The sequence below is a fragment of the Methylobacterium sp. WL18 genome (assembly GCF_008040015.1).
Lineage (GTDB): Bacteria > Pseudomonadota > Alphaproteobacteria > Rhizobiales > Beijerinckiaceae > Methylobacterium > Methylobacterium mesophilicum.
This window is the reverse complement of record NZ_VRVD01001292.1, coordinates 1-517: the sequence shown is the minus strand read 5'-3', so window position 1 is coordinate 517 and position 517 is coordinate 1. Positions and strand designations below refer to the sequence as shown.

Below are 517 nucleotides of genomic sequence, written 5' to 3'. Positions count from 1 at the left end.
GCGCCGGCGTGCTACGCCCCGTCGGCGCCGCCCTCGACCGCGGCACGGTCCGGTTCCGGCGTCTTGGGTTCCGAGCTTCGTGCGGGCGCCTCTCGGCCTTCGTCCGGCGCCGCCTGCGGATGGCCGTTCGCACCGAGCCGCTTCCGGCCGGCGCGCGCGCTCGCATTCCGGTCCTCCGGAGAGGGGTGGGCGCTGCCGCTCTGATCCCGGGCCATCACGAACTCCTGACCTTAAGTCCAACCGCCGAGGCGGTCGGGGGTTCGGTGCCGGCGCCGCTGCGCTTTTTCGACGGCCGGAAACCGTTCCCGGTCCCGATGCGGCCGGGGCGTTGAGCCCCGGCGCGCGGCAGCTTCAGTAGCGGCAGACCCTCCGCGGGCCGAAGGGCGTCGGGCGGAAGAAGCAGCGGGGACCGTAGAAGCGCGGCCGGCGGTAGATCGGGCGGCAGCGGCCGTAGGGCCCGGGGGCGAAGCCGGGACCGCACCCGTAGGCGATCGCGGCGATCGGCGCGGTGCCGGTG

Annotated in this window: 1 protein-coding gene; it reads left to right on the top strand. The window is 75.6% G+C overall.

What is annotated here, in order from left to right; genetic code table 11:
• A partial coding sequence (locus tag FV228_RS33890; RefSeq protein WP_210247842.1) for a hypothetical protein occupies positions 1–332 on the top strand: 332 nt, incomplete at its 5' end.
• Positions 333–517: the final 185 nt, after the last annotated feature.